Origin of the sequence: Teichococcus oryzae, assembly GCF_008386565.1 — a bacterium.
GTDB classification, from domain to species: Bacteria; Pseudomonadota; Alphaproteobacteria; order Acetobacterales; family Acetobacteraceae; genus Pseudoroseomonas; species Pseudoroseomonas oryzae.
Genome location: NZ_VUKA01000001.1, coordinates 62,310 through 85,421, shown reverse-complemented (window position 1 = coordinate 85,421; position 23,112 = coordinate 62,310). Strand labels below are relative to the sequence as shown.

The 23,112-nt window shown below is 71.1% G+C and carries 19 protein-coding genes; 15 read left to right on the top strand and 4 right to left on the bottom strand.

Annotated features, from left to right (window positions below; translation table 11 throughout):
- Window positions 1–189: 189 nt before the first annotated feature.
- From F0Q34_RS00355 to F0Q34_RS00290, 14 genes are all read left to right on the top strand, one after another.
- Window positions 190–771: an LOG family protein gene (locus F0Q34_RS00355; RefSeq protein ID WP_149810161.1), complete on the top strand. Its 582-nt coding sequence runs from the start codon at window positions 190–192 to the stop codon at window positions 769–771.
- A complete protein-coding gene (locus F0Q34_RS00350; protein ID WP_149810160.1) occupies window positions 771–1,682 on the top strand; it encodes a bifunctional riboflavin kinase/FAD synthetase in 912 nt (303 codons plus the stop codon). The genes F0Q34_RS00355 and F0Q34_RS00350 overlap by 1 nt, the downstream gene beginning before the upstream one ends.
- A 63-nt stretch (window positions 1,683–1,745) precedes the next feature.
- Window positions 1,746–2,678 carry an alpha/beta fold hydrolase gene (locus tag F0Q34_RS00345; protein WP_149810159.1) on the top strand — a complete coding sequence of 311 codons (933 nt, stop codon included), beginning with the start codon at window positions 1,746–1,748 and terminating at the stop codon, window positions 2,676–2,678.
- A gap of 212 nt (window positions 2,679–2,890) precedes the next feature.
- Window positions 2,891–5,743, top strand: coding sequence for an isoleucine--tRNA ligase (gene ileS / locus F0Q34_RS00340; protein WP_149810158.1), 2,853 nt, complete (start codon window positions 2,891–2,893; stop codon window positions 5,741–5,743).
- Window positions 5,740–6,237 (top strand): signal peptidase II, encoded by a 498-nt coding sequence (gene lspA, locus F0Q34_RS00335; RefSeq protein WP_149810157.1) that lies wholly within the window; start codon window positions 5,740–5,742, stop codon window positions 6,235–6,237. Before ileS ends, lspA begins: the two co-directional genes overlap by 4 nt.
- On the top strand, window positions 6,234–6,818 hold the full coding sequence (locus tag F0Q34_RS00330; protein WP_149810156.1) for a DUF3035 domain-containing protein: 585 nt from the start codon (window positions 6,234–6,236) through the stop codon (window positions 6,816–6,818). The genes lspA and F0Q34_RS00330 overlap by 4 nt, the downstream gene beginning before the upstream one ends.
- A 65-nt stretch (window positions 6,819–6,883) precedes the next feature.
- Window positions 6,884–8,287 carry a M16 family metallopeptidase gene (locus F0Q34_RS00325; protein ID WP_149810155.1) on the top strand — a complete coding sequence of 468 codons (1,404 nt, stop codon included), beginning with the start codon at window positions 6,884–6,886 and terminating at the stop codon, window positions 8,285–8,287.
- Window positions 8,284–9,546, top strand: coding sequence for a M16 family metallopeptidase (locus F0Q34_RS00320; protein WP_149810154.1), 1,263 nt, complete (start codon window positions 8,284–8,286; stop codon window positions 9,544–9,546). The genes F0Q34_RS00325 and F0Q34_RS00320 overlap by 4 nt, the downstream gene beginning before the upstream one ends.
- A gap of 48 nt (window positions 9,547–9,594) precedes the next feature.
- Entirely contained in the window at window positions 9,595–11,256 is a 1,662-nt protein-coding gene (gene pgi / locus F0Q34_RS00315; protein ID WP_149810153.1) for a glucose-6-phosphate isomerase, read from the top strand.
- Window positions 11,257–11,330: 74 nt separating this feature from the next.
- Window positions 11,331–13,139 (top strand): DNA mismatch repair endonuclease MutL, encoded by a 1,809-nt coding sequence (mutL, locus tag F0Q34_RS00310; RefSeq protein WP_149810152.1) that lies wholly within the window; start codon window positions 11,331–11,333, stop codon window positions 13,137–13,139.
- A 155-nt stretch (window positions 13,140–13,294) separates the two neighbouring features.
- Window positions 13,295–13,966: an amino acid ABC transporter permease gene (locus F0Q34_RS00305; RefSeq protein ID WP_149810151.1), complete on the top strand. Its 672-nt coding sequence runs from the start codon at window positions 13,295–13,297 to the stop codon at window positions 13,964–13,966.
- 12 nt (window positions 13,967–13,978) lie between these two features.
- On the top strand, window positions 13,979–14,629 hold the full coding sequence (locus F0Q34_RS00300; protein ID WP_149810150.1) for an amino acid ABC transporter permease: 651 nt from the start codon (window positions 13,979–13,981) through the stop codon (window positions 14,627–14,629).
- A gap of 23 nt (window positions 14,630–14,652) precedes the next feature.
- A complete protein-coding gene (locus F0Q34_RS00295; RefSeq protein ID WP_149810149.1) occupies window positions 14,653–15,471 on the top strand; it encodes a transporter substrate-binding domain-containing protein in 819 nt (272 codons plus the stop codon).
- A 186-nt stretch (window positions 15,472–15,657) separates the two neighbouring features.
- Window positions 15,658–17,154 carry a DUF2231 domain-containing protein gene (locus F0Q34_RS00290; protein ID WP_149810148.1) on the top strand — a complete coding sequence of 499 codons (1,497 nt, stop codon included), beginning with the start codon at window positions 15,658–15,660 and terminating at the stop codon, window positions 17,152–17,154.
- Window positions 17,155–17,201: 47 nt separating this feature from the next.
- On the opposite strand, the gene pheT is transcribed toward F0Q34_RS00290, so the two are convergent.
- The 4 genes from pheT to rpmI all read right to left on the bottom strand — a co-directional run bounded on the left by pheT (window position 17,202) and on the right by rpmI (window position 21,461).
- A complete protein-coding gene (gene pheT / locus F0Q34_RS00285) occupies window positions 17,202–19,673 on the bottom strand; it encodes a phenylalanine--tRNA ligase subunit beta (RefSeq protein ID WP_149810147.1) in 2,472 nt (823 codons plus the stop codon).
- Window positions 19,674–19,677: 4 nt separating this feature from the next.
- Complete coding sequence (gene pheS / locus F0Q34_RS00280; protein ID WP_149810146.1) at window positions 19,678–20,760, bottom strand: phenylalanine--tRNA ligase subunit alpha; 1,083 nt, start codon at window positions 20,758–20,760, stop codon at window positions 19,678–19,680.
- Window positions 20,761–20,867: 107 nt separating this feature from the next.
- Window positions 20,868–21,239, bottom strand: a complete 372-nt coding sequence (gene rplT / locus F0Q34_RS00275) for a 50S ribosomal protein L20 (protein ID WP_149810145.1) — start codon at window positions 21,237–21,239, stop codon at window positions 20,868–20,870.
- A gap of 15 nt (window positions 21,240–21,254) precedes the next feature.
- Entirely contained in the window at window positions 21,255–21,461 is a 207-nt protein-coding gene (gene rpmI / locus F0Q34_RS00270; RefSeq protein ID WP_149810144.1) for a 50S ribosomal protein L35, read from the bottom strand.
- A gap of 266 nt (window positions 21,462–21,727) precedes the next feature.
- On the opposite strand from rpmI, the gene F0Q34_RS00265 reads away from it, so the two are divergent.
- Window positions 21,728–23,044: a serine hydrolase domain-containing protein gene (locus F0Q34_RS00265; protein ID WP_149810143.1), complete on the top strand. Its 1,317-nt coding sequence runs from the start codon at window positions 21,728–21,730 to the stop codon at window positions 23,042–23,044.
- Window positions 23,045–23,112 lie beyond the last annotated feature (68 nt).

Genomic DNA, 23,112 nt, shown 5'->3' with positions numbered 1-23,112 from the left:
GTCTCCGATTGCGGTGGAGCCGGTTTTGTCGCGCCGCCGGTCCTGCTTGTCCATCCGCACGCCGGGCGTTAAGCCGGAGGGGCGGCGTGCAGGCGCCGTGGGGAGCGGGCCTTCGCAGAGCCCCAGCCGCAGGCCGCCCCGGCCCCGGATGCCCACCCCTCCGCCGCGAAATCTCCAGGGTCTGTTCTCATGAAGCGTGTGTGCGTGTTCTGCGGCTCCAATCCCGGCCTCAACCCGGCCTATGCCAATGCGGCGCGCGCTCTGGGGCGCGCCATCGCCGGGCGCGGGCTCGGCCTGGTTTATGGCGGCGGCCATGTCGGGCTGATGGGCATCGTGGCGGATGCCGCCATGCGCGAAGGCGCCGAGGTGATCGGCATCATCCCCGAAACGCTGATGCGGCGGGAGGTCGGCCATGGCGCCATCACCGATCTGCGCGTGGTGTCCACCATGCATGAGCGCAAGGCGATGATGGCCGACCTGTCGGATGGCTTCGTGGTGCTGCCCGGCGGCATCGGCACGCTGGAGGAGGCGGTGGAGGCCTTCACCTGGACGCAGCTCGGCATCCACAACAAGGGCCTCGTCTTCCTCGACACCGCCGGCTACTGGGAGCGCCTCGGCGCCGTGTTCGACCACATGGTGACCGAGGGCTTCCTGCACGAGAAGCACCGGGCGCTGGCCACCCTGGCCGCCACGCCGGAGGAGGCGCTGGACGCGCTGGCGAGCTTCACCCCCGTGACGGTGGAGAAATGGGCCGAGAAGACGCAGCGCTGATGGCCGCCATCGCGGGGGCCATCCCCCCCGAAGCGCGCGGCGCGACGGTGGCGCTGGGCAATTTCGACGGCGTGCATCGCGGCCACCGCGCCGTGCTGCGCGCCGCCCATGCCGGCCGGCCGGAACTGCCGCTGGTGGCCCTGACCTTTGAGCCGCATCCGCGTGAGCATTTCCGCCCTGACGACCCGCCCTTCCGGCTGACCCTGGCCGCCGCCAAGGCGCGGGCGCTGCGCGAATGCGGCGCCGCCCATGTTGTGGCCCTGCCCTTCAACGAAGCCTTCGCCGCGCTGACCGCCGAGCAGTTCGTGGCGGAGATCCTGCACGGCGCGCTGGATGCGCGGCACCTGGCCTGCGGCGCCGATTTCGCCTTTGGCCACCGGCGCGGCGGCGACATCGCCTTTCTGGCCGGGCAGGCGGAACGGTTCGGCATGGGCCTGACCGTGGTGCCGCATGTCAGCGACGAATCCGGCCCGATCTCCTCCACCGGCATCCGCCGCGTGTTGCAGGACGGCTATCCCGAGCGGGCGGCGCGGGCCCTGGGGCGCGAATGGGAGATCCGCGGCATCGTCAGCCATGGCGACAAGCGCGGCCGCACCATCGGCTTCCCCACCGCCAACATCCCGCTGGGCCGCCACCTGGAGCCGGCGCGCGGCGTTTACGCGATCCACGCCCACCTGCCGGATGGGCGGAACATCCCCGGCGTCGCCAATATCGGCCTGCGCCCCACCGTGCAGGGCACGGAAAGCCGGGTGGAGGCGCATCTGTTCGACTTCGAGGGCGATCTTTACGGCCAGGAGATCGGCGTCGCCCTGTTCCATTTCCTGCGCCCCGAACGGCGCTTCGCCGGGCTGGCCGAGCTGACCGCGCAGATCGCCGCCGATGCCGAACAGGCGCGCGCCATGCTGGGCTGAGCCAGGGCGGCCGCGTAGACTTCCCGCAACCCGTGAAGAAGCGGGGCATGGGAGGTACCGCACATGCTGAAGCAGATCGAGGCCGGGGTGCTGCGCATCGCCTATCGCGAGCAGGGCGACCCCGATGGCTGGCCGGCCATCCTGCTGCACGGCTTTCCCTATGACGTGCACGCCTATGACGCGGTGGCCGAGCGGCTGGCGCGCGAGGGCGCCCGCGTCATCACCCCCTGGCTGCGCGGCTTCGGCCCCACGCGCTTCCTGTCGCTGGACACGCCGCGCTCGGGGCAGCAGGCGGCGCTCGCGGCCGACCTGCTGGCGCTGATGGACGCGCTGAACATCCCGCGCGCGGTGCTGGCCGGCTATGACTGGGGCGGCCGCGCCGCCTGCATCCTGGCGGCGCTGTGGCCGGAGCGCGTGGCGGGACTGGTCACCGGGGATGGCTACAACATCCAGGACATCGCCGCCGCCGCGCAGCCCCAGGCGCCGGAGCGGGAGTTCCGCCACTGGTACCAGTTCTATTTCCATGGCGCGCGCGGCGCCGCCGGCCTCGCCCGGAACCGGGCGGAGCTTTGCCGGCTGCTGTGGCGCCTCTGGTCGCCGGACTGGCGCTTCGACGAGGCCACCTTCCACCGCTCCGCCGCCGCCTTCGACAACCCGGACTTCGTCGCGGTGGTGCTGCATTCCTACCGCCACCGCTTCGGCCTGGTGGAAGGCGACCCGGCGCTGCGGGAAATCGAGGAGCGGTTGGCCGCGCAACCCGCCATCGCCGTTCCGGCGGTCAGCCTCGATGGCGGAAGCGATGGCGTGGCGCGCCCCGGCGGCAGCGCGGGGGACGCGCCGCGCTTCACCGGCCCCTACCGGCACCGCGCCCTGCCGCATATCGGCCACAACATCCCGCAGGAAGCCCCCGCCGCATTCGCCGAGGCGGTGCTGGAGGCACGCCGGATGGGCTGCCCGGAGGAGGGCCCGGCGGACGCCTCTGCCGGCATCGGCTGAGCGGCGCGCGCGGCGCCCTTGACCCCCGCCGCGCGGGATCGCACAAACCGCGACATGCACCGCTCGTCCATCTCCGTCGGGTCCCGCGCGACGGCGCGAATTACCCGCCCGGTCCTCCTCTGAGGGCCGGGTTTTCCGACGGCGCCACCCTCTTTCCTTTCCGCCATCCTTAGTTCTGGCTGAACCCCGCCCCAGGGCGGTATGGACCCCGAATGAACGACGCTCCCGCCACCCGCGACTATCGCGGCACCGTTTTCCTGCCGCAAACCTCCTTCCCCATGAAGGGGGACCTGCCGAAGCGCGAGCCCGGCTGGCTGGAGCGCTGGGAACGGATCGGGCTCTGGGACAGGCTGCGGACGCAATCCGCGGGGCGGGAGAAGTTCGTCCTGCATGACGGCCCGCCCTATGCGAATGGCGCGCTGCATATCGGCCACGCGCTGAACAAGATCCTGAAGGACGTGATCAACCGCGCCGCCCAGATGAGCGGCAAGGACGCGGACTACATCCCTGGCTGGGACTGCCACGGCCTGCCGATCGAGTGGAAGGTCGAGGAGGAATACCGCGACCCCAAGGGCAAGCATGGCGGGACGGGCAAGGATGCCGTCCCCGTGCTGGAATTCCGCGCCGAATGCCGCTCTTATGCCGCGCACTGGCTGGACGTGCAGCGGGAGGAGTTCAAGCGCCTTGGCGTCGCCGGCGACTGGGCCGGGCGCTACGCCACCATGGACTTCGCCTCCGAGGCCGCCATCGCCGCCGAGATCGGCAAGTTCCTGATGAACGGCTCCCTTTACCGCGGCCTGCGGCCGGTGATGTGGAGCCCGGTCGAGAAGACCGCCCTGGCCGAGGCCGAGGTCGAGTACCACGACCACAAATCCGCCATCCTCTACACCGGCTTCCCCATCCTGAAGGCGGCACGGGAGGATCTGGTCGGCGCCGAGGCGGTGATCTGGACCACCACCCCCTGGACCATCCCGGCCAACCGGGCGCTGGCCTATGGCGCGGAGATCGATTACGCGCTGCTCACCGTGGATGGCGTCGAGGAAGGCGCCCTGCCGCGCCTGGGCCAGCGCTTCATCGTGGCCGAGGCGCTGATCGGCGCCTTCGCCAAGGAAGTGGGCCTCGCCGCCTTCTCCGTCTCGCGCGTCTTCAAGGGCACGGAACTGGCGGGCGCGGTCGCCGCCCATCCGCTGCGCGCGTGGGACAAGGCCGATGGCGGCTACCAGTTCGACGTGCCGCTGCTGGAAGGCAATTTCGTCACCACCGAGGCCGGCACGGGCCTTGTCCACATGGCTCCCGCCCATGGCGAGGACGATTTCCACCTGACCCGCGCCCATGGCATCGCTGTGCCGGAATGCGTGGCGGATGACGGCACCTACACGGTGCAGGCGCCGGGCTTCGTGGGCATCCATGTGTTCAAGGCGCATGAGCCGGTCTGGGCGGCGCTGGAAAGCACCAGCCACCTCGCCGGCAAGGGCTTCATCACCCACAGCTACCCGCATAGCTGGCGCTCCAAGAAGCCGGTCATCTTCCGCGCGACGCCGCAATGGTTCATCGCCATGGACGATGGCAACCAGATCCGCGCCAAGGCGCTCCAGGCGATCGCCGACACGCATTTCGTGCCGGACCAGGGGCGCAACCGCATCGGCTCCATGGTCGCGGCGCGGCCGGACTGGTGCATCAGCCGCCAGCGCGCCTGGGGCGTGCCCATCGCCGTCTTTGTCGAGAAGAAGTCCGGCGAGGTGCTGCGCGACCAAACGGTGCTGGACCGCATCGACGCCGCCTTCCGCGCCGAAGGGGCGGATGCCTGGTACAAGCCCGGTGCCGCCGCCCGCTTCCTCGGCAATGACCGGAACCCGGACGACTACGAGCAGGTCATGGACATCGTCGATGTCTGGTTCGAGTCCGGCTCCACCCATGCCTTCGTGCTGCGCCCGCGCGGGCTGCCTGTGCCGGCAGACCTCTATCTGGAAGGCTCGGACCAGCATCGCGGCTGGTTCCATTCCTCGCTGCTGGAAAGCATCGGCAGCCAGGGCTTCGCGCCCTTCAAGGCCATCCTGACCCACGGCTTCGTCCTGGACGAGACGGGGCGGAAGATGTCGAAATCGCTCGGCAACGTCACCGCGCCGCAGGAAGTCACCAAGCAGTATGGCGCCGACATCCTGCGCCTCTGGGTGATGAACTCCGACGTTTCGGACGATTTGCGCATCGGCAAGAACATCCTCGGCCAGCAGGCGGAGCTGTATCGCCGCATCCGCAATACGCTGCGCTGGCTGCTCGGCAACCTCGCCGGCTTCGAGGAAAGCGAGAAGCTGCCCGTTTCCGAGTTGCCGGAGCTGGAGCGCTGGGTGCTGCACCGCCTCTCCGAGCTGGACGCGCGGATGCGGAAGGCCGTCGCCGACTACGACTGGAACGGCGTCTATCCCGAGATCCACGCCTTCTGCGCGACCGACCTTTCGGCCTTCTACTTCGACATCCGCAAGGACAGCCTTTATTGCGACGCGGCGGACAGCCCGCGCCGCCGCGCCGCCCGCACCGTGCTGGACGCGCTGCACCGCTGCCTTTCCGCCTGGCTGGCGCCCGTCATGCCCTTCACGGCGGAGGAGGCCTGGCTGGCCCGCTTCCCCTCGGAGGATGACTCGGTCCATCTCCATGGCTTCCCGGAGATCCCCGCCGGCTGGCGCAACGAGGCGCTGGCCGCCAAGTGGGACAAGCTGCGCGACATCCGCCGCGCCGTGACCGGCGTGCTGGAGAAGGCGCGCGGCGCCGGCGAGATCGGCTCTTCCCTGCAGGCGGCGCCGGTGCTGCACCTGCCGCGGGACCAGATGGGCCTGCTGTCCGCCGCCGGCTGGGCGGAGCTGTGCATCACCTCCGGCATGGTGCTGTCCGACGCGCCGCCCCCGGACAGCGCCCATTTCGCCGATGGCCAGCCCGGCGTCGCCGCCCGCTTCGCCCCGGCAACCGGCAACAAGTGCGAACGCTGCTGGCGGGTGCTGCCGGAAGTCGGCCGTTCCGCCGCCCATCCCGGCCTGTGCCTGCGCTGCGAGGCGGTGGTGGGCGCCGCATGAGCCTGAAGCTCGGCCTGCCGGTGGCGGGCGGCCTGCTCATCGCCGACCAGATCAGCAAGTGGTGGATCCTGGAGATCCTCCGCCTGCCGGAGCGGTTCCAGGTGAAGCTGCTCGATCTTGGCGCCCTTGGCTTCGACTTCACCATGGTCTGGAACCGCGGCGTCACCTTCGGCCTGCTGGCCGGGGATGCGCCCTGGCACCGGCTGCTGCTCGCCGTGCTGGCCATGGTGGTGGTGGGCTTCCTGCTGCGCTGGATGGCGCGGGCGGAAAACCGGCTGACCGCCGTGGCGCTGGGCGGCATCGTCGGCGGCGCCATCGGCAACGTCATCGACCGGCTGCGCTTCGGCGCGGTGGTGGATTTCGCCGATTTCTGGATCGGCTCCTTCCACTGGTACGTGTTCAACCTGGCCGACGCGGCCATCGTGCTGGGCGTCATCGCGCTGATGGGCGATGCCTTGTTCCGGCCACGCGCCACCGCTAAGGAAACGCCATGAGGCAGCCTCCCTTCCGGGCGCGCGGCGCCGCGCCAATCCTTCGCTCCATGGCCCTGATGGGCGGCCTGGCGCTGGCCGGCTGCGGTTCCGACACCGCGCGCAGCCTGGGCTTCACCCGTGACGCGCCGGACGAGTTCAGCGTGGTCACCCGCGCGCCGCTCTCGCTGCCGCCCACGCTGGGCGAGTTGCCGCGGCCGCGCCCCGGCACGCCGCGCCCGCAGGAGTTGCGCGGCCCGGCCGCCGGCGAGGCGACGCTGGCCCCGGCCTCGGTGTATGGCGTCGGCGCCAGCACCGCGCCCTCTCCGGCCGAGCAGGCGCTGCTGGCCCAGGCCGGGGGCCAGGCCCCGGCCGGCATCCGCGCCCTGGTGGATGAGGAAAGCCTGCGGCTGGAAACCGCCGACCGCTCCGTGGTGGACCGGCTGATGTTCTGGCGCGACGCCCCCCCGCCCGGCACGGCGGTGGACCCGACGCGGGAGGCGCAGCGCCTGCGTGAGAATGCCGCCCTCGGCCGCGATGCCGTGGAAGGCGAGACCCCGATCATCCAGCGCCGGCGCCAGGGCCTGTTCCAGGGGCTGTTCTGACCAGCGCCGCGCCGGAGGCAGCGCCCCCTGTTGTCAATGGGGCCGCGGGGCCATCTGATGAGGCCATGTGCCCGATCAGCCGCCGGGCGGCCCTCACGGCCGCCGCCGCCCTTCCCATGCTCGTCGCCCTGCCGCCCCTGCCGGAAGCGGCCGTGCCCGAAGCCCCCATCCCCGCAGGAGAGCGCCCGCTGTTCGGTGCCAGCCTCTGGACCCTGCCCAACGGCCTGACCGTGGTGCATGCCGAGAACCGCCGGGCCCCGGTGGTCGCGCACTACGTCTTCTACAGCATCGGCGCCGGGGATGACCCCGCCGGCAAGTCAGGGCTGGCGCATTTCCTGGAACATATGATGTTCAAGGGCAGCGCCAACGTGCCCTCCGGCGCCTTTTCCCGCCGCGTGGCGCGGGAAGGCGGGCAGGACAATGCCTTCACCTCCCGCGATGTCACCGCCTACCACCAGCATGTGGAGGCCACGCGCCTCGCCCTGGTGGCTGGGATGGAGGCGGACCGCATGGCCTCCGCCCTGTTTCCGGCCGGCGAGATCGAGGCCGAGCGGCAGGTGGTCCAGGAGGAACGCCGCCAGCGCGTCGAAAGCACCCCGCGCGGGCGCTACCGCGAGGCCTGGGACGCCGCCTTCTGGGGCCGCCAGCACTGGCGCGGCCGGCCGCTGATCGGCTGGCCGGAAGACCTCGCCTCCCTGTCCCGCGACGACATGCTGGAATTCTTCCGCACCGGATACACCCCGGCCAACGCCACGCTGGTGGTGACCGGCGCGATCGGCCGGGAGGAGCTGGAGCGCCTGGCGGTCGAGGATTACGGCGCCATCCAGGGCCGCCCCGCCCCCTGGCCCAAGGCCAGCCGGGGCCGCGCCCCCGCCCCCGCCGCGCCGCTGGAGGAGCGGCTGGTGCGGCGCGAGGCGACCTTGCAGGAAGCCGCCTTCATGCGCGGCTGGGTCGCGCCTTCCCTGCTGGATGGCACGGCCGCCGCCCGCCACGCCCATCCGCTGGAGGTGCTGTCGCATCTGCTGGGCGGCGGCCAGGGCTCGCGGCTGTTCAAGGCGCTGGTGGAAAGCGGCCTCGCCGTGTCGGCCGGCTGTTCCTATGACGGCGATTCGTTGGGCACCGGCACCTTCGACATCTTTGTCACGCCCCGCCGCGACACCCCGGCGGAAAAGCTGGAGCAGGTGGTGCAGTCCGAGATCGCCCGCCTGCTGGACAAGGGGCCGGCCGAGGCGGAGGTGGCGCGTTCGATCCGGCAGCTGACCGCCGGCACCCTGCTGGCGCTGGACAGCCTGGGCACGGCGCCGCGCATCCTGGGCGGCGGCATCGCCAATGGCATGCCGCTGGACGCCATCGAATACTGGCCTTCCCGCATCCGCGCCGTGACCCTGGCGCAGGTGCAGGATGCGGCCCGCGCCGTGCTGGCGCAGCCCTCCATGAGCGGCTGGCTGCTGCCGGAAGGCGCGGCATGAGCGGCGGCAGCGGCTTTTCCCTGCCGATCCAGGTGGTGCAGGGCAGCGGCCTGACCGCCTGGCTGGCTGAGGATCATTCGGTGCCGGTGGTCAGCCTGTCCTGGTCCTGGCCCGGCGGCGCCGCGCTGGACCCGGAGGGGCAGGAAGGCGCCGCCCGCCTCGCCGCCCGGCTGATGACCGAGGGCGCCGGGAACCTGGATGCCAACGCCTTCGCCGACGCGTTGCGGGACGAGGCGATCGGCCTGGATTTCGGCGCCGACCGGGACAGCTTCGAGGGCGGCTTCCGGGCCCTGGCCCCGGCGCTGCCGCAGGCGGTGCGGCTGGCCCGGCTGGCGATGACGGCGCCGCGCTTCGATCCCGCCGACATCGCCCGGCTGCGGGCCCGCGCCATCGCCTCCGCCCGCCAGTCCCTGGAAGGGCCGCGCGGCCGCGGCAGCCGCGCCTTCTGGGCCGCGGCCTATCCAAACCATCCCGCCGGCCGGCCCGGCGGCGGCACCGAGGAAAGCCTGGCCGCGCTGACCGCCGAGCAGCTGCGGGCGCCGCTCGCGCGGCACCTGCGGCGCAATGACAGGCTGCTGATCGCCGCCGCCGGCGCCATCACGGCGCCGCAGCTTGCCACCCTGCTGTCCGACCTGTTCAGTGACCTGCCGGCCCAGCCCGCCGAAACGCCGCCGCCGCTGCCCGCCTTCCGCGATTTCGGCACCCAGGTGGTGCCGGTGGCGGCCCCGCAATCGGCGATCCTGTTCGGCCAGCCCGGCATCCCGCCGCGCGACCCGGACTGGGAAACCGCGCAGGTGATGCTGCGCATCCTGGGCGGCGGCGGCTTCACCGCCCGCCTCACCCGCTCCATCCGGGAGGAGCGCGGCCTGACCTATGGCATCGCCACCGGGCTGGATTCGCTGTTCGGCCAGGGCATCCTGGTCGGCTCCTGCGCCACCGCCAATGCGCGGGTGCCCGAGCTGCTGACGGTGCTGCGCGCCGAATGGTCGCGCATGGCCGCCGAGGGCCCGACGCAGGAGGAGATGCAGGAAGCCGTCGCCTACCTCACCGGCAGCCAGCCCCTGCAATTCACCGACAGCCGCCGCATCTCCGGAACGCTGCTGGCCATGCGCCGCAACGACCGCCCGCTGGACTGGCTGAGCCGCCGGCCGGAGCGGCTGTCCGCCATCACCCGCGACCAGGCGGCCGCCCTGGCGAAGCGTTTACTTCGCCCTGACGCACTCTCCGTTACGGTCGCGGGGCAACCGGAAGGGCTCTGAACGGTTACAGCCGAGCTTGAGCCTGACGGACAAAGAGGGACGCATCGCATGACGCCGGACGCGCGGAACGCCGCTTGGGGCAAAATCACCTCGCTCGCCGCCCGGCCCGATGCGGGCGCCATCCGCGCCCTGTTCGCCGCCGACCCGAAGCGCTTCAGCCGCTTCCACCGTCAGGGCTGCGACATCCTGATGGATTTCTCCAAGACCTCCATCACCGAGGACGTGCTCAAGGCGTTGCTGGACCTGGCCGAGGCCTGCCAGGTGATGCCGAAGCGCGACGCCATGGCGGCGGGCGAGCTGGTCAACTGCACCGAAGGCCGCGCCGTGCTGCACATGGCGCTGCGCGCGCCGCGCTCGGCCGGCTTCAAGGCCAAGCACGCCGATGGCTCGGTGGAGGATGCCGGCGCCAGTGTGGAGGAAACGCTGGCGGCGATGGAGCGCTTCACCCGCGCCATCCACACCGGCGACATCCGCGGCGCCACCGGCGAAACCTTCACCGACGTCATCAATATCGGCATTGGCGGCTCCGACCTCGGGCCGTTCATGGCCGGGCGCGCGTTGTGGACGGTGCGCTCGCCGATGCGGCCGCTGTTCCTGGCCAATGCCGACGCGCATAACTGGGAAGCCATCCGTCCGCGGCTGAACCCGCACCGCACCCTGATGCTGGTGGCCTCCAAGACCTTCACCACCGCCGAGACCATGGCCAATGCCCATGTGGTGCGCGGCTGGCTAGAGCGGAATCTGGGCGAGATGGGCGCGCGCCGGCACATGGCGGCGCTTTCCACCAACCTGGAGGCCACGGCCGCCTTTGGCGTCCCCTCCGACCGCGTCTTCGGCTTCCGCGACTGGGTGGGCGGGCGCTTCTCCTTGTGGTCGGCGATCGGGCTATCCATCGCGCTGAGCTGCGGCTGGAACGCGTTCCGCCAGTTGCTCGACGGCGCCCGCGTCATGGACGAGCATTTCCTGTCCGCCGCGCCCGACCGCAACCTGCCGCTGCTGCTGGCGCTGATCACCGCCTGGCATGTTAACGGCCTCGGGCTGAAGGCCCATGCGGTGCTGCCCTATGACCATCGCCTGTCCCGCTTCCCGGCCCATCTGCAGCAGCTGGAGATGGAAAGCCTCGGCAAGCGGGTGACGGTGTCGGGGGAGCCGGTGGGGCGCGAAACCGGTCCTGTGATCTTTGGCGAGCCCGGCACCAACGCGCAGCATTCCTTCATGCAGCTGCTGCACCAGGGCACCACGCCCGTGCCGGCGGATTTCGTGCTGGTGGCGAACCCGGACCATCCTTACGCCGAGAACCACCGGCTGCTGCTGTCCAACGGGCTGGCCCAGGCGGAAGCGCTGCTGCGCGGCCGGGGGCCGGAGGAAGTGGCGGCCGAGATGCGCCGCGCCGGCAAGCCCGAAGCGGAGGTCGAGCGCCTGCTGCCGCATCGCGTCTTCCCGGGCGACCGTCCCAGCACGACGCTGCTGCTCGACCGGCTGGATGCCTTCACCCTGGGCCAGCTCATCGCCCTGTACGAGCACAAGGTGTTCTGCCTGGGCGCCTTGTGGGACATCGACGCCTTCGATCAATGGGGCGTGGAACTGGGCAAGCAGCTGGCCGGCTCGATCCTGCCGGAGCTGGCGCCCGCCGGCAGCATCGGCGAGCATGACGCCTCCACCACGGGTCTGATCTCCCGCATCCGCGAGTTGCAGGCGCTGAAGGCCTAGCGCCCGCTTCCGATGGGGCGGGATTGATCGCCGGGGCGGCTGCATCGCCGCCCCCGCCGCGCTAGATCCGTTTCATGGACCGCATCCGTCTTCTTTCCGCCACCACGGCCGACCGCATCGCCGCCGGCGAGGTGGTGGAGCGCCCCGCCGCCGCCGTGAAGGAGCTGGTGGAAAACGCGCTGGATGCCGGGGCGCGGCATGTTCTGGTGGCCCTGGAAGGCGGCGGCGTGTCCCGCATCCTGGTGGAGGATGACGGCGCCGGCATGTCGGCGGCCGACCTGTCGCTCGCCGTGGAGCGCCACGCCACTTCCAAGCTGCCCGAGGAGGCGGCGCTGTTCCGCATCGCCACGCTGGGCTTCCGGGGGGAGGCGCTGCCCTCGATCGGCGCGGTGGCGCGGCTGTCCATCACCAGCCGCCTGCCCGGCGGCGACGCGCACCGCCTGGTGGTGGAAGGCGGCCTCAAGGAGGAGGTGCGCCCCGCTTCCGGCGCCCCTGGCACGCGGGTCGAGGTGCGGGACCTGTTCTTCGCCACCCCCGCGCGCCGGAAGTTCCTCAAATCCCCCGCCACCGAGGCCGGCCACGCGGTGGAGGCGGTGCGCCGCCTGGCGCTGGCCTGGCCCGAGGTGGCGTTCCGCGTGGAGGTGGAAGGACGGCAGGTGCTGAACCTCGCAGCCGCCGACCGCGCCAACCGGCTGCATGCCCTGCTGGGGCCGGATTTCGCCGGGGCGTCGGTTGCGGTGAAGGGAGCCTGGAGCGACCTCGACCTCGACGGCATGGCGGCCCTGCCCACCCTGACCCGCGCCACCGCCTCGGAACAGCATCTGGTGGTGAACCGCCGCCCGGTGCGCGACCCGCTGCTGCGCGCCGCGCTGCGCGTCGCCTATCGCGACCTGATCGCCTATGGCCGGCATCCGGTGGCGGCGCTGTTTCTCGACTTGCCGCCCGAGCTGGTGGACGTGAACGTCCATCCCATGAAGACCGAGCTTCGCTTCCGCGATGCGGGGGCGGTGCGCGGCGCCCTGATCTCGGCGCTGCGCCGGGCCCTGGCGGTGGGGGCGGGCGGGCAGGTCCCGCCGCCCCCCGCGCCCGCGGAATGGTCGGCGACCGAGGTCGATCCGGTTGAGCTGGCCGGCTTCGCGGAATCCCAGCCTGCGCTGGACAGCCCCGCCCCCTCCGCCGGCTTCCTGGCACCGCGCCCGGCGTCCTGGCAGCCCGGGCTGCGCCTGCCGGCTCCGGTGCCCCGCCCGGAAGCCGCCCCGCCATCGCCGCCGCGAGAGGATGCTGGCGGCGCCGTCATGGAGGGCCCGCTGGGTCGGCCGGTCGCCCAGTTGATGGACACCTACATCCTGGCCGAGGCCCCCGACGGCGCCCTGGTGCTGGTGGACCAGCACGCGGCGCATGAGCGGCTGACGCATGAGGCGCTGAAGGCGCAGCTCCTGGAAGGTGGGGTGCGCAGCCAGCCCCTGCTGCTGCCGGCCGTGGTGGACCTGCCGGCGCAGGATGCGCAGCGCCTGCACGACGCCGCCCCCGCCCTGGCGCGGCTCGGCCTGGAGCTGGAGGGCTTCGGGCCGGGCGCCGTGCTGGTGCGCGCCCTGCCCGCCTTGCTGGGCAACCCCGATCCCGCCCCCCTGCTGCGCGACCTCGCCGCCGAGTTGGAGGAATGGGAAGACATCACGGCGCTGGAGCGGCGGCTGGACGCGGCCGTGGCGCGGCTGGCCTGCCATGGCTCGATTCGTGCCGGGCGGCGCCTGAAGCCCGAGGAAATGGCCGCCCTGCTGCGCCAGATGGAGGCAACGCCGCGTGCCTCCACCTGTTCCCATGGCCGGCCCACCTGGCTGCGCTTCGGCAAGGGCGAGTTCGAGCGGATGTTCGGCCGTCGCTGAAAGGCTATCCGGAACGTCATGCGGCCTGGCCTTGTCAGGTGACATGATCCGCGCCAGCCTCCCCTAGCCGCGCCATCACAGGGCGGGAGGAATCAAGGCACCGGCGCCCAAACGTCGGGCCGGACATGTCCCGGGAACCATCGCATGCGCCTGCCATGAACTATGTTTTCGAGTTCAGCGCCGTTTTCGAGGCATGGGATGAGCTGCTGGCCGGCCTCATCCGCACCGTCTGGCTTTCCGCCGCCGCCATGGCCATCGGCCTCGTGGTGGCGGTCCTCGGCGCCCTGGCCAAGACCGGCGGGCCGAAACCCCTGCGCTGGGTGATCGACGCCTATATCGAGCTGATCCGCAACACGCCCTTCCTGATCCAGCTCTTTGTCATCTTCTTTGGCCTGCCTGCCATCGGGCTGCGGCTGGAGGCGGACCAGGCCTCGCTGCTGGCGCTGGTGGTCAATGTCGGCGCCTATGGCATCGAGATCATCCGCGCGGGGATCGAGAGCATCCACCATGGCCAGATCGAGGCCGGGCGGGCGCTAGGGATGAGGCCCTTGCAGATCTTCCGCCTCATCGTGCTGAAGCCGGCGCTGCAGGCGATCTATCCCTCGCTGACCAGCCAGTTCATCCTGCTGATGCTCAACTCCTCGGTCTGCTCGGCCATCGCGGCCAGCGAGCTGACCGGCGCGGCCAACGACATCCAGGCGCGCACCTTCCGCTCCTTCGAGGTGTATTTCGTGGTCACCGCGCTCTACCTCGCGCTGTCGGTGATGTTCTGGGGCATCTTCGCCTGGATCGAGCGCGCCTTCCTGCGCCAGCCCGAACCGCGCTGAGGGAGGAGAGCCATGCGAACCCTCGGCTCCGCCGACATCCTCTTCATCCTGGCGGCCCTGCGCTGGACGCTGCTGCTGTCCGCCGCCGCCTTTGCCGGCGGCGCGGTGGGCGGGCTGCTGGTGGCGCTGATGCGCAGCGGGCAGATCGCCGCGCTGCGCTGGATCGCCTTCGGCTACATCAAGCTGTTCCAGGGCACGCCGCTGCTGATGCAGCTTTTCCTGGCCTTCTTCGTGCCGGGCATCTTCGGCTTCAACGTCGATCCCTGGGGCGCGGCGGCGCTCGGCCTTTCGCTCCATGCCAGCGCCTTCCTGGGCGAGATCTGGCGCGGCGCCATCGAGACGGTGCCGAAGGGGCAGTGGGAGGCCTCGGCCGCGCTGGGGCTGAAATACTGGCGGCAGATGCGGCTGATCGTGCTGCCGCAGGCGCTGCGCGTCGCCATCCCGCCCACGGTCGGCTTCCTGGTGCAGCTGATCAAGGCGACCTCGCTCGCCTCCATCATCGGCTTCGTGGAGATCACCCGCGCGGCGCAGGTGATCAACAACGCCACCTTCCAGCCCTTCACCATCTTCGGCCTGGTGGGGCTGGCCTATTTCGTCATCTGCTGGCCGCTCTCGCTCTACAGCAAGCGCATGGAGCAGCGGCTGGCCACGGCCCGGCGCTAAACAAGATCCAGGAGGACACAGGAATGACCGAACGCCTCACCCTTACCCGCCGCGGCGTGGCGGCCCTGGCGCTGGGCGCCGCCATGCTGCCGGGGATGATCCGCCCGGCCGCCGCCGCCACCCCGGAGGAGATCAAGAGCCGCGGCCGCATCATGGTCGGCGTGCTGACCGACTACCCGCCCTTCGGCGGCACCGACGCCAACCAGAACCCCGCCGGCTACGACGTGGATGTCGCCAACCTCCTGGCGAAGGAGCTGGGGGTGGAACTGCAACTGGTCCCGGTGACCGGCCCTAACCGCATCCCTTTCCTGCTGACCAACAAGGTGGACATGCTGGTGGCGACCTTCGGCATCACCGAGGAACGCTCCAAGCAGGTGCTGTTCTCCAACCCCTACAGCGCCTTCACCACCTATATCCTCGCGCCGAAGAGCACCCCCATCAAAGGCCCGGACGACCTGAAGGGCGTGCGCGTCGGCGTGGCACGGGCCAGCACGCAGGATTCCGCGCTGGTCGCCGTGGCGCCGAAGGAGACGCGCATCATGCGCTTCGACGACGACGCCACCACCACCCAGTCCATCATCTCCGGCCAGGTGCAGGCGATCGGCGCCTCCTCCACCGTGCTGGCGCAGCTCACCCAGAACTATGCCAACCTGCAGATCGAGCCGAAATTCACCCTGCGCGCCCAGGCCAATGGCATGGCCTTCCGCAAGCAGGACACGGCGCTGCGCGACTGGAGCAACACCTTCATCGCCAAGCTGGTGGAAAGCGGCGAGCTGAACCGCATTCACGAGAGGTGGTTCAAAGCAAAGATGGACCCGCTGCCGCCCATGCCGCAATTCTGATGGCCCGCCGGGGGAAAGGATGACCTCTCCCCCCGGCGCTTGCCTTTCCGCCCGACCCGCGCCGCTCTCCGGCGGTGTCATCGCGGAAGCATTTGAACACCCGCGCCTAACCTCCGGGTGCCTCGCGTGTTGAGCAAGCACGATGGCTGCTGCGGCCATCGGATGGCAGGCGCATGAGGGCACTCGATGGGACGTTCCAGATTTGCCAGGGCAACCGATGCGGGCATTGGCCGGATCGAGGCGGCTTCATCGCTCGACGGGCCCGGCTACGCGGTTGAAACCGCCATGGCGCGGCCGGCCCAGATCGCGGGATCTCCCGCCGAGGGGGTGGCAAATGCCCTGCACGGAACCGGCTATGGCCATCCCGTCCATCCGATGCTGGTGACCATTCCGCTCGGGACCTGGACCCTGGCCTTCGCGCTGGATCTCCTGGCCACGCTTGGCATCCGGCGCCGGGGAACGGAGCGCACCGCCGAACTGGCCCTGAAGGTCGGCAGCGCCGGCGCCGTTGCCGCCGCGGCGACGGGGCTGGCGGACTGGCAGCACACCAATGGCCGCGACCGGCGGGTCGGCATGGCGCATGCCCTGGTCAACAGCACGGCGCTGGCCCTCAACCTGGCGTCCATCGCGCTTCGCGGCCAGGGGCGCCTTCGCGAAGGGCGGCTGGCCAGCGCCGCCGGCTGGGCCTGCATGTTTGTCGGCGGCTATCTGGGCGGCCACATGGTGTATCGCCGGCGGATCGGCGTCGATCAGGCCGACCGGAGCCTGGAGCCGCGCGACTTCAGGCCGGTGCTGCCTGTCGCCGAGCTGGAGGAGAACCGGCCGCGGCGGGTCGAGATCTGGGACGAGGACCAGCGCCAGGGCGTCGGGATCGTCCTGGTCCGGCACAAGGGGCGCGTGCACGCGATGGGCGCGCGCTGTTCCCACCGGGGCGGCCCGCTCGACCAGGGATGGGTTCTCAACGGCGCGCTGGTCTGCCCCTGGCACGGTTCGGGATACGACCTGGAAACCGGGTGGCCGGTCAGCGGCCCCTCGACCTGCCCGCAGCCGCGCTACGAGGTGCGGCTGCGGGCCGGCATGGTCGAGATCCGGCGGGAACAGGAGCCGGGCGAGGATGTCGTCACCGCCGCCGGCCTCGCCCAGGCGCCGTCGGATTCGCAGCCGGATGCGCGGCGGGACGGGCGCCGTGGCACCTCACCCGGCCGGAAGGCCGACGAGGTCCTGTTCGAGCACCACCAGCTGATCCGGCGGCTGTTCGAAACCATCAGGGACACGCCCGCGCATGATCCGCAGCGCCGCGACCTGCTGCGGGTCCTCGCCTCCGAGCTGGAGATCCACGAGCATGTGGAGGACCACATCTTCTACCCGGCGGTCCATCCGGTGAGCGAGGACGTGCCCATCGCCCATTCCGAGCACCGCCAGCTTTCCGACCTGCTGGCGATGACCCTGAAGCTGAACACGGCCAGCCCCGAATTCGACGAGCATTTGCGGGCGCTGCATGTCGCCATGGATCACCACGCCACCTCGGAGGAGCGATCCATGTTCCAAGAGGCCCAGCGCCTCGGCGAGGACCGCCTGCGCGAGCTGGGGCGGGCGCTGGAAGCCATGCTGGAGGAGCAAAGGACCTCCCGCGCCCGGCGCACCTTCCGCGACCTCAAGATCCGGCTGCTGGAAGGATTGTAGCGCGATACCGGGGGGAGGTTGAGCATTCCCCCCCCCGGGCCGCATCCTCAGCCGCGCAGCGTCGCGCCCGTCGCCTTGGCCACGGCGGCGACGATCTTCGCCGCCACCGCCTCGATCTCCGCATCGGTCAGGCTGCGCTCGCGCGGTTGCAGCGTGACTTCCAGCGCCAGCGACACCTTGCCTTCCGGCAGCTTGTCGCCGGCATAGCGGTCGAACAGCGACACCTCGGTGATCAGCGCCCGTTCGGCGCCACGCGCTGCGCGAACGAGGTTCTCCGCCGGCACGGCGGCATCCACCAGGAAGGCGAAGTCGCGCCGCAGCGGCTGGAAGGCCGCAAGCTCGGGGGCTGCCTTCCTGCGCTTCTTGGGGTCGGGGATGTTGTCGAGGAACACCTCGAACGCCACGGCGGGGCCGGGCAGGCCGAGTTCCTCGCGCAGCTTCGGGTGGATCTCGCCAAAGGTGGCCAGCACCGTCTTCGGCCCCTGCCGCACCACGCCGGAGCGGCCGGGATGATAAAATCCGGGCGCATCGGCGGTGACGGTCAGCGCCGCCATCGGCACGCCCAGCGCCCCCAGCACCGCCAGCGCGTCGCCCTTGGCGTCCATCGCATCCACCGCGCGGGCGGGCACCGCCCAGTGGCGCGGCGTCTCGCCCGCGCGCAGCCCGGCGGCGACGGCGAGCTGCCCTTCCGGCGTGATGTCGCGATAGGCCGCGCCCAGCTCGCTCAGCGCCAGGTCGGGATAGCCACGGGCGATGTTGCGCGCCGCCGCCAGCGCCAGGCTGGCCACCGGCGTCGGGCGCATCTGGTCGAGATCGGCGGCGATCGGGTTTTCCAGCCGCAGCGCGTCAGGGGTCTCGCCAAACAGCGCCGCCACCCTGCGGTCAAGGAAGCCGAAGGACACGCAATCCAGCATGCCGCGCGCCGCCAGGGTACGGCGGGCCAGCACGGCGCGGGACTGCCTCGGCGTCAGCGCCGGCAGCGGCACGGGGGAGGACACCGGCAGCGAGGCGGGCGGGATGCGGTCCAGCCCGATGATGCGCAGCACCTCCTCCAGCAGGTCGCATTCCGGCTCGATCGCGGCACAGCCCTCGGCGGCGGCGCGCGCCTTGTCGGCGGGCAGGCCGGGCGCCTGGGTCAGCGCCCCCTGCCCCGCGATGTCGTTGCGCCAGGACGGGACGGAGACGGTAACCTTCTCCGCGTCCCGCGCCACCACGCCGAAGCCGAGGCGCTCCAGGATGCCCACCGCGTCGTCGGGCGCGACCTCGGCGCCGCCCAGTCCGGCGATGCGCTCGAAGCGCAGGCTGGCCTCGCGCCGCCAGGCGGGCTCGGCACCGCCCTCGGTGAGGGCGGACGCCTCGCCGCCGCAAAGCTCGATCACCATGGCGGTGGCGGCTTCCAGCGCGTCCGGCAGCAGGGCGGGGTCGATGCCGCGCTCGAAGCGGGCGCGGGCATCGGAGCGCAAATCATGCCGCCGGCCGGTCAGGGCGATGCGCACCGGGTCGAACAGCGCGCATTCGATGAACACCTCGGAGGTGTTCTCGTCCGAGCCAGAATGCTCCCCGCCCATGATGCCGGCGAGCGATTCCACCGCCTCGCGGTCGGCGATGACGAGGTCCTCCGGCGTGACGGCGATCTCCTTGCCATTCAGCGCCAGATAGCTTTCGCCCTCGCGGCCGCGCCGCATGAACAGCAAGTCGCCCTTCACCTTCTTCGCGTCGAAGACGTGCAGCGGGCGACCCAGGTCGTAGGTGAAGAAATTGGTGATATCGACCAGCGCGTTGATCGGCCGCTGGCCAATGGCCACCAGCCGGTCCTGCAGCCATTTCGGCGATGGCCCGTTCCTCACCCCGCGCACGGCGCGGCCGAGCACCCAGGGGCAGGATTCCGCGTCCTCCACCACCCAGCGCAGCGGCGAGGGATAGACCCCCGGCACCTTGGCCGGCGCGAAGGGCTTCAGCGTGCCGAGGCCCGCCGCCGCCAGGTCCCGCGCGATGCCGCGGATCGCCAGCGCGTCGCCCCGGTTGGGGGTGATGCTGATCTCGACAACCGGATCGTCCAGCCCGGCCCAGCTGGCGTAAGGCACGCCCACCGGCGCGTCCTCCGGCAGGTCGATGATGCCTTCATGGTCGTCGCCGAGGCCTAGCTCGCGCGAGGAGCACATCATGCCCTCGCTCTTCACGCCCCGGATCTCGCCCACCTTCAGGGTGATGCCGCTGCCGGGCACATAGGCGCCGGGCAGGCCCAGCACCGCCTTCATGCCCGTGCGCGCATTCGGCGCGCCGCAGACAACGGAGCGGATCACGCCATCGCCCACATCCACCTTGCAGGCGCGCAGGCGGTCGGCATTCGGGTGCTGCGCCGCCTCGACCACATGGGCGATGCGGAAGGGCGCCAGCGCGGCGCCACGATCCTCGACGCCCTCGACCTCCAGCCCGATGCTGTTCAGGGCGGTGGTGATCTGATCCAGCGTCGCATCCGTCTCCAGATGCTGCTTCAGCCAGGACAGGGTGAACTTCATCGCCTCAGACCCCTTCGGCCAGGTTGGCGGGGGACAGAACCGGGCTGCCGTAATGGCGCAGCCAGCGGATGTCGCTTTCATAGAAGGGGCGCAGATCGGGGATGCCGTGCTTCAGCATGGTGATCCGCTCGATGCCCATGCCGAAGGCGAAGCCCTGCCATTCGCGCGGGTCGATGCCGCAATTGGCCAGCACCTTCGGGTGGACCATGCCGGAACCCAGGATCTCCAGCCAGTCGCCGCCCTTGCCCAGTTCGCCCGTCTTCCGGTTCCAGCCGATATCGACCTCCATGGAGGGCTCGGTGAAGGGGAAGTAGGAGGCGCGGAAGCGCACCGGCAGGTCGCGGATGCCGAAGAAGGCGCGCAGGAAGTCGATCAGGCAGCCCTTGAGATGCGCCAGGGTGATGCCGCGATCCACCACCAGCCCCTCCACCTGGTGGAACATGGGGGAATGCGTGGCGTCATGGTCGGCGCGGTAGGTGCGGCCGGGAACGATGACGCGGATCGGCGGCGCCTCGCCCAGCATGGTGCGGATCTGCACGGGGCTGGTGTGGGTGCGCAGCACGGGGCGGCGGCCATCCGGGCCGGCGGGGACGTAGAAGGTGTCGTGGTCCTGCCGCGCGGGGTGGTGGTCGGGGATGTTCAGCGCGCCGAAATTGTACCAGTCGCCCTCGATGTCCGGGCCTTCCGCCACGCTGAAGCCCATGGCGCCGAAGATGGCGGTGACTTCCTCGACGGTGCGGGCGATCGGGTGCAGCGCGCCACTCTCGGGGCCGGCGGGGGGGAAGGGGCGCGGCGGCAGCGTGACATCCATGCGCTCGGCGGCCAGGCGCGATTCCAGCGCGGCGGCGTCCAGTTCCACCCGGCGGGTCTCGATGGCGGCTTCCAGCGCGGCCTTCAGCCGGTTCACCGCCGCGCCACGCTCCTTGCGCTGCTCGGCGGGCACGGCGCCCAGCCCCTTCAGCAGCGCGGTGACGCGGCCGCTCTTGCCCAAGGTCGCGACGCGCACCGCGTCCAGCGCGCGCAGGTCGCCCGCCGCCGCCAGTGCCGCCTCGGTTTCCGCCTGCAGCCCGGCAAGGTCATCCGTCATGCTCTTGGTCCCATCGAAACCCGGATATGAAAAAAGCCGCCTGACGCCCCGGATTGCCCGGGGCGGCGGCGGCTCTGTTCTTCAGCGACCCTGACGGGCCGCTCAGATCACGCTGCGGCGTTCGCCGGCAGCGCCGCCTTGGCCTTCTCGACCAAGGCGCCAAAGGAGGCGGCGTCATCGAAGGCGATGGCGGCCAGCACCTTGCGATCCAGCTCGATGTTCGCGGCCTTCAGCCCGGCGATGAACTTCGAGTAGGTCAGGCCCTGCTCGCGGCAGGCCGCGTTGATGCGCTGGATCCACAGGCCGCGGAAATCGCGCTTCTTGTTGCGGCGGTCGCGATAGGCGTATTGCAGCGCCTTCTCGACCCGCTCCAGAGCGGGGCGGTAGCCGGTGGAGGAACGGCCCACATAGCCCTTGGCGAGCTTCAGGACCTTCTTGTGGCGGGCATGGGCGGTAACGCCGCGCTTAACACGAGCCATTTGTGCGCTCCCCTCTTATCGATCGAGGCCGTAGGGAAGCCACTGCTTCACCGTGTCACCGTCCTGCTTGTTCAGCACGAACATGCCGCGGTTCTGCCGCTTCATCTTGTTGGTCTTGGCGGTCAGCATGTGGCGCTTGTTGCCGGCGCCGGCCTTCACCAGACCCGTGGCGGTCAGCCGGAAGCGCTTCTTCACGCTCGACTTGGTCTTCATCTTGGGCATTTGGAACTCCTGAGTCTTGAGGCACCCGCCCGAGGGGCGGGCACGAAACCGCGGCCGGGCATGCCCTACAGGCCCGGACGCGCGGAAGAAGGCGGCGGTATAGCGACGGCCAGGACCAGGGGCAAGGGCCGGCGGAAAGGGGGGCCGCCCCCAAGGCCGCGCCGCTTCCTCGCCGCCGCGCGATGCCCGATCGCCCGCACTTGCCCGCAACTCCCGCAAGCGAACATCCTCACGCCAGATAAGAAACGGCGAATCCAGGAGGAGCCATGCACCCGAACCGGCCCACACCAGCCCCCGCACTGTCCCGGCGCAGCCTGCTCGCGGCGATGGGCGCATCCTCGGCCCTCGTCGCGACATCCTGCGCCCGGCCCGTGGCGCCGCCGCCCTCCCGGCAGGCGGTGCTGGACGCGGCGCTGCGGCAACAGGTGGAAAGCGGCAAGGTGGGTGCCATTTCGGCCCTGGTGGTGCGCCAGGACGGCACCGTGCTGTACAGCGGCGCCGCCGGCCCCCTCAGCTTCGGCGGCGGCGAGCCGGTGCGGCCCGACAGCCTGTTCCGCCTGGCCAGCATGACCAAGCCGATCACCTCCGTGGCCATCCTGCAATTGGTCGAGCAGGGCAGCATCCGGCTCGACGACCCGGTGGGCCGCTTCCTGCCGGAATTCCGCAACCTGCGCGTCCTGGCCCCGCGCCCGGGCGAGCCGGAGCGCACCGTGCCGGCGGAACGGCAGCCCACCGTGCGGGACCTGCTGCGCCACACGGCCGGCTTCTCCTACGGCTTCCTGAACCGTCCCGGCGTGGTGGACGCTTACCGCCGCCTCGGCGTGGATGACGGGCTGGCCGAGCCGCGCCGCGGGCTCGCCGACAACATGCGCCGGCTGGCGGCGGCCCCGCTCGCCATGCAGCCTGGCAGCGCCTGGCATTATTCCCTGGCCACCGACGTGCTGGGCGCCATCGTGGCGCGGGCCAGCGGCCTGCCGCTCGATGCCTACGTGGCCAACCACATCAGCGCGCCGCTGGGCCTCACCAGCCTCGCCTTCCGCGTGCCGCTCGCCGACCAGCCGCGCATGGTGACCGCGCTTTATCCCGACCCGTCCGGCGCGTTGCAGCCGATGGGCAGCTCGCAGCGTGTCCCCTACCCGCTGACAGGCGGATATTGGATGGGCGACCCGATCCGCGCCTTCAGCGACGGTGCCTACCCGTCCGGCGGCGCCGGCGCGTCCTCCACCATCGGCGACTATGCCCGCTTCGCCCGCATGCTGCTGAATGGCGGCGAGCTGGACGGCCGGCGCATCCTGAAGGCGGAAACGGTGGCCGAGATGACCCGCCCGCAAACCGGCGGCATGGCCATCGACCTGCGCGGGCCGGGCCATGATTTCGGCTATGGCGTCTCGGTGCTGACGGACCCCGGCGCGGCGAAAACGCGGCAGGGCGTCGGCACCTATGGCTGGGGCGGCATCTACGGCACCGGCTTCTTCGCCGATCCGACGAATCGCATCGTTACCGTGGTGATGACCCAGACGGCGGTGAATGGCGGCGCGGCGGCGAACGCGGTGCGGGAGGCGGTGTACGGCACGCTGGCCTGAGCCATCCCCTCCCCGTCCCCCGAACGTTACGCGGCGGCGGCTTTCGCGCCCCGGGCGGGTTCCGCCCG